6 protein-coding genes are annotated in these 5,972 nt (G+C 37.2%); 2 read left to right on the top strand and 4 right to left on the bottom strand.

The features are described from left to right. Window positions 1–86 precede the first annotated feature (86 nt). From CJF42_RS24500 to rph, 3 genes are all read right to left on the bottom strand, one after another. Window positions 87–470, bottom strand: coding sequence for a diacylglycerol kinase (locus CJF42_RS24500; protein ID WP_095369145.1), 384 nt, complete (start codon window positions 468–470; stop codon window positions 87–89). A gap of 329 nt (window positions 471–799) precedes the next feature. After that, on the bottom strand, window positions 800–1,444 hold the full coding sequence (pyrE, locus tag CJF42_RS24510) for an orotate phosphoribosyltransferase (RefSeq protein ID WP_095369147.1): 645 nt from the start codon (window positions 1,442–1,444) through the stop codon (window positions 800–802). 32 nt (window positions 1,445–1,476) lie between these two features. Beyond that, window positions 1,477–2,190: a ribonuclease PH gene (rph, locus tag CJF42_RS24515; RefSeq protein ID WP_095369148.1), complete on the bottom strand. Its 714-nt coding sequence runs from the start codon at window positions 2,188–2,190 to the stop codon at window positions 1,477–1,479. A gap of 199 nt (window positions 2,191–2,389) precedes the next feature. Between rph and CJF42_RS24520 the strand changes: the two genes are divergently transcribed. Both CJF42_RS24520 and CJF42_RS24525 read left to right on the top strand, forming a co-directional pair. Next, window positions 2,390–3,250 carry a YicC/YloC family endoribonuclease gene (locus CJF42_RS24520; RefSeq protein WP_095369149.1) on the top strand — a complete coding sequence of 287 codons (861 nt, stop codon included), beginning with the start codon at window positions 2,390–2,392 and terminating at the stop codon, window positions 3,248–3,250. Window positions 3,251–3,420: 170 nt separating this feature from the next. Next, window positions 3,421–4,641, top strand: coding sequence for a tyrosine-type recombinase/integrase (locus CJF42_RS24525; RefSeq protein ID WP_095369150.1), 1,221 nt, complete (start codon window positions 3,421–3,423; stop codon window positions 4,639–4,641). A 288-nt stretch (window positions 4,642–4,929) separates the two neighbouring features. On the opposite strand, the gene CJF42_RS24530 is transcribed toward CJF42_RS24525, so the two are convergent. Next, window positions 4,930–5,972 (bottom strand): transposase (locus CJF42_RS24530; RefSeq protein ID WP_141235661.1); only part of this gene is annotated, 1,043 nt, incomplete at its 5' end.

The raw sequence follows: 5,972 nt of genomic DNA on the forward strand, positions 1-5,972 counted from the left end.
TTTAATTAATTATCTATACTTAACTTGACACAAGTTAATATCAAGTTACTAACAAAAAACTGTGGATAACCCACCTCTAAAAACCTCTACATTATATATTTACTATAAAGAGCTGCCCCCCAAATAATTGCAACAGCTAACAATGATAGAGTTACTGCTGCAGATCCCATATCTTTAGCTCGGCCAGATAAAATATGATGCTCAGTACTTACTCGATCTGTAAGAGCTTCAATGGCAGAGTTTAATAACTCTACTATCAACACTAATAATAAAACACTTATCAACATAGCCCAATGTATTACTGATTCAGCTAATAAAAATGAATTTGGAAACATTATAACAGCAAGCAGTAATTCTTGTCTAAATGCTGACTCCTCCCTAAATGCTGCTTTTAGCCCTAAATATGAACAATAACTCGCTTTAAAAATTCTTTTAATGCCAACACCATTTGGTTTATTTTTATCTTGCATAACTCCTCACTTTAGGGGGGGTTGATCTTTCCGGGTTAAATTTTGTTCGAGATAAAAGCATTTTAGTCGCGGTGAGTCGTGTGTCGCCTAGTCATTCGAAGTAAATACGACTCAACAAAGAATAAAATGCTTTTAGACGAATCCTTCGGACAGCGTTTGTTGAGCATTTTTACTGCGTTATCGCCTTTTTATGTGGAACAACCACATGACAAAGCCTCTGCCTTGTATAAATGCCCAACAATTCGCTGCAAAAGTTATCTTGAAAGATCAACAGCTCCTCGTTTATCCATAAAAAAACCCGCTTTCGCGGGTTTATTCTAAATACTTAATTAAGCTACACCGTATTTATCACGATATGCTTTAACCGTATCTAGATGCTCAGCCATATCGCCTTTATCTTCTAGATATGCGATTAGATCAGCAAGTTTAACTATTGAGATAACTTTTGTTTCAAAGTCACGTTCAACTTCTTGGATTGCTGAAAGCTCTGCTTTACCCTTTTCTTGACGATCTAATGCAATTAAAACACCAGATAAAGAAGCACCATTTGCTAAAATGATTTCCATTGATTCACGAATAGCAGTTCCTGCTGTGATCACATCATCAACTAACATGATACGACCTTTTAATTCAGAACCAACTAAAGACCCCCCTTCACCATGTGTTTTTTTCTCTTTACGATTAAAACAGTATGGCATATCAATATCGTAATGATCCGCTAATGCTACTGCCGTAGTTGTTGCAATAGGAATACCTTTATATGCAGGACCAAATAAAACATCGTACGGAATCTTAGCATCAGCTAATGCTGCTGCATAAAAACGACCTAAGCGAGCAAGGTCACGACCGGTGTTAAACAGACCTGCATTAAAAAAGTACGGGCTAGTACGACCTGACTTTAACGTAAACTCACCAAATTTTAAAACCTGCTTTTCAAGTGCAAATTCAATAAATTCTTTTTGATAATATTTCATTAATATAAACCTTAAATAAATTCAGTTAGGGATTATGCTAAAGCTTGCTTTTGCGCATCAATAATTTCAAGAATTGAATTTTTTGCTAAACCAGTTAAAGTATCAAGTTCTTCAAAAGAGAAAGGTTCGCCTTCAGCAGTACCTTGCACTTCGATTAGCTTACCTGTTTCTGTCATAATCACATTCATATCAGTTTCAGCAACAGAGTCTTCAATGTATTCTAAATCGGAAATTGCTTCACCTTTATATATGCCAACTGAAATTGCAGCAATCATATATTTAAGTGGGTTTGAATTTATCATCCCTTTATTACGCATATGTGTTAAAGCATCAACTAATGCAACACATGCACCACTGATAGAGGCAGTTCTAGTACCACCATCAGCTTGAATAACATCACAATCAATAGTAATCGTATTTTCACCTAATGCACTTAAATCAATCGCTGCACGAAGTGAACGCGCGATCAAACGTTGGATTTCCATCGTACGACCGCCCTGTTTACCACGAGCTGCTTCACGGCCACAACGTGTATGTGTAGAGCGCGGCAACATAGAATACTCAGCTGTTACCCAACCTTTACCTTGGCCTTTCATAAAGCGAGGTACGCCCGATTCAACTGTTGCAGTACACAAAACCTTAGTATTACCAAATTCTACCAAAACTGAACCTTCAGCATGCATAGTATAATCACGGGTAAATGTTACTGGACGGATTTGGTTGCTTGTTCTTTCACTTGGGCGCATTGTCACTCTTCTCTCATTCTAAATTTTGACTATTATAAAAGGTTGCGAGCAATTATCAATGAAGGACATCACAAAACTATGATGTTCATTAACCTTTAATCAGTTAAATAGCTGTAAATATTATTTAACTAGTTATAATAGGGGCAATTTATTTACTTACTTAATATAGTAACAGCTCTCAATTTAGGAAATCATATCCATGATCTATAGTATGACGGCATACGCTCGCCAAGAAGTAAAAGGCGATTGGGGTACAGGCGTTTGGGAAATTCGCTCAGTTAACCAAAGATATTTAGAAACATTTATCCGCACACCTGAACAATTTCGTGGAATGGAGCCAGTAATAAGAGAGCGCTTAAGAAAAGAATTACAACGCGGTAAAGTTGAAGTTTTTCTTAAATTTACAGCAAACCCGGCAAATGTTGGTCAATTATCAATAAACGAAAGTTTAGCTTCACAATTAGTAAACAGCGCAAAATGGGTGCAAGCTCAAAGTCAAGGTGATATTAACCCAGTAGATATTTTACGTTGGCCTGGCGTAATGGAAGCCGAAGAAGTAGATATGAATGCCGCACAAGCAGAAATGCTATCTGCGTTTACTGCCACTTTGAGTGACTTTAAAGATGCTCGAGCTGCAGAAGGTGCCAACCTTGAAGAAATGATCGCCACACGTTTAACCGCTATTTTAGAACAAGTTGACATTGTAGAAAGCCATATGCCAACTATAAAACAATGGCAACGTGGCAGGTTACAACTTAGATTAGATGAACTTAATGCTGAAATAGACAACAATCGTCTAGAGCAAGAGCTAATATACTTAGCGCAAAAACAAGATGTTGCAGAAGAACTTGATCGTTTAAAATCTCATGTAAAAGAAACGCGTAAAATCCTTAAAAAAGGTGGCGCTTGTGGCCGTCGTTTAGATTTCATGATGCAAGAATTTAATCGTGAAGCCAACACTTTAGCTTCTAAATCAATTAACAGCGATATCACAAATGCAGCCGTTGAACTAAAAGTACTGATTGAGCAAATGCGTGAGCAGATCCAAAATATTGAATAATATCCATTACAGTCCATAATCATCCGCTAAAGCCCAGTAATTCTGGGCTTTTGTGTTTTTAACATCCTAATTTATTCAATTCATTTAGGATGAAAACTGCAAAAAGTGGTAGTTCGATGACTCGGGTCACCAATGTCGTCCAAATAACCCTACAAATTTGGAGGATATAAATGTTAACCGAATCTTTATTAAAATCTATCATCACAAAAGCTGTCCCAGTACGAGGAATAGCCGATGAAAAAGGTCTATTTTTTTCATTGTCTAAAGCCGGCCATGCAAGCTTTAAATTTCGTTATCAAATAAATGGTAGACGAGCAGTAGTTACAATAGGTCCTTACCCAACCTTATCGCTAAAAGAAGCAAGAAATAAAGCATTAACACTTCGCCACCAGCTTGCCAATGATATTGACCCTGCAATGGAAAAGCGTAAAGCACAGTTTAAAACTCGCAATACTTTAAATGCAGTGTTCGAACATTACTTTGATACCATTATCGAGTCTCGATATTCTCATGCGGACCGATTAAAACGTCTTTATGAAATAAATCTCAAAAGACCTTTAGGTAACCGCCCTATCACTGAAATTAATGGATTAGAAATTTCGGATATATTACAGAAGATCAAAAAAGGAACGAGTACACAAGCACCCCGCCCCTCAATTGCTAACAAATCTTTATACCTGCTAAAAGCACTTTTTAAGCATGCAGTGAAACTAGATCTCATTCGACACAATTTGGCGTTATCTTTTACCGCCATGGATGCTGGCGGTGAAGAACGACCAAAAGAAACCTATTTAAAAGAATCGGAGATCACTATTTTTTTTAAAGCAGCAGGTTCTATTGGACCTACATTTAGTAGAGATAACTATTTAGCTACTTGCCTGTTATTTTGTACTGCTACCCGAAAGATGGAGCTGTTAGGCGCTAAATGGGAAGAGTTTGATTTCAGTGAGTTACTCTGGACGATTCCAGCAACACGCACTAAACCGAGACGTGAATTTTTAGTGCCGTTAACACCACAAGCAGTTGATTGGCTAAAGGAACTAAAAGTAAGAGCATGTGATAATGAGTATGTATTTCCTGCCAGAAAGAAAAGTGCAATACCCCATGTTTATCATGATACGTTAAATCATGCATTTAAAAAGCTATCGTTACCCTTCAAAGTGTCACCTCATGATATCCGCCGAACCACACGAACTTTGTTAGCTAAAATTGGCATATCTGATCAAGTGGCTGAGATTTGTTTAAATCATAAATTACCTAAAATGCAGCATATTTATAATAAATATTCATTTTTACCTGAAAAACGAAAAGCATTAGAAAAACTATCTAACGCTTTTTGTGAATGTCTACCATCTAAGTTTGAAGGTAAAAATGAAACGCTTAAGGGATAAGAGAATAGTTGAAACAGTCTATGAATATAAGCTTTGTGATAGTTACCCACCACTGAGTATATTATTCAGTGTTTCAATGTTTAACTACGCAGTAAATAAACGCATTTTAGAACGGTTCTATCAAGGATAAAATCAGGCAATATGGTAACCCCTGGTTACCATATTATTGGATTAGTCTGCGTTTGAGCCTACAAATTCAAAAATAGAACTTTATCCTAAAATCAGCAGTAGCCCCTAGACACAACTTAGATCTAGCAATCGTTTTACTCATTAAAGTCTAATTAATGGTCAAGGACTGAACGACAATAAATCAAGCTTGTCATTGCCTAAGCAGCGTTCATCATGCTCTAAATTGATCCCCAATAACGTCATTATTTCATCTAAAATTACTTGCCAACATTGGGGAGGATTTAACTGCGGCGCAGTGACTTTTAGGTGATTGAAAAAGGGGATGATTTTATTATAAGCATCAATCATTTTGTCTTTAAGCTGATGCGTATTCGTAATGCTTATTTTTTTCTGTCGACCTGTTTGCGTTAGCCTGCCTACACCACTTAACAGCAAAGGGCGACGGGTAATGGCTTCAAGATGTGTGTTTGGCATGAGTAAACGAACATAAAGTGTCCACCAATTATAAACCAGTGCGATTATACGCGAAATAAGCTGGCAACTTTTCACTTTTTGAGTGGTGAACCCACCCCAGCCCCATTGGTTTTTAAGTTCATCGAAGTTATTTTCGCAGTCTGCCCTATCTCTATAATGCTGAACGATACTGATAATGTCGCTATCTAAATTAGTGACCAAGACTGAATATTCAAAAGCCTTTATATTTTCAACACCTTCAATAAACGATAGACTTAGTTGTCCATCTTTACGCTGCTCAATGACTAAGTCATCTGCTGTTTGTAATTGACGGCGAACTAAAACAACGCGTCTTTCGTTATCCCATGTCGTCAGTTTTAATGTGGCCTCTTTTGCTTCCCAACCTTTTTTAAAGTACTTCCAGTCGCCTTTATTGTGTTGCTCATGGATAAGTGCTTTAACTTGTTTGGTTTTCTTCATTTTGAATAAGTAACTATAACGCTTCTGCTCTAATTCGGTCATGATGTTATCGCTACCCCAATCACAATCACCACGAACAAAATCGGGGCGCCTACTTTCAGGGAGTTTATCTAATATTTTCATCAAACCAGGTAATGAATGTGAAGAGCTGCCAAGATTTCCAGGCTGTACTTCAACATTTAGAATAAGGCGAAGATTGGCGATCATGTAGGTATGATAAGTATGACAAGGACGTCCAGGTTTATGTGGGTTATAACCTTTAACTGCAG

The sequence above is a fragment of the Pseudoalteromonas sp. NBT06-2 genome (genome assembly GCF_002276045.1).
In the GTDB taxonomy this organism is placed as follows: Bacteria; Pseudomonadota; Gammaproteobacteria; order Enterobacterales; family Alteromonadaceae; genus Pseudoalteromonas.

What these genes read in the sequence shown, in the direction of transcription:
- CJF42_RS24525 (WP_095369150.1), top strand. Translation starts at nt 3,421, where the DNA reads ATGTTAACCGAATCTTTATTAAAATCTATCATCACAAAAGCTGTCCCA.
- rph (WP_095369148.1), bottom strand. Translation starts at nt 2,190, where the DNA reads ATGCGCCCAAGTGAAAGAACAAGCAACCAAATCCGTCCAGTAACATTT.
- pyrE (WP_095369147.1), bottom strand. Translation starts at nt 1,444, where the DNA reads ATGAAATATTATCAAAAAGAATTTATTGAATTTGCACTTGAAAAGCAG.
- CJF42_RS24520 (WP_095369149.1), top strand. Translation starts at nt 2,390, where the DNA reads ATGATCTATAGTATGACGGCATACGCTCGCCAAGAAGTAAAAGGCGAT.
- CJF42_RS24500 (WP_095369145.1), bottom strand. Translation starts at nt 470, where the DNA reads ATGCAAGATAAAAATAAACCAAATGGTGTTGGCATTAAAAGAATTTTT.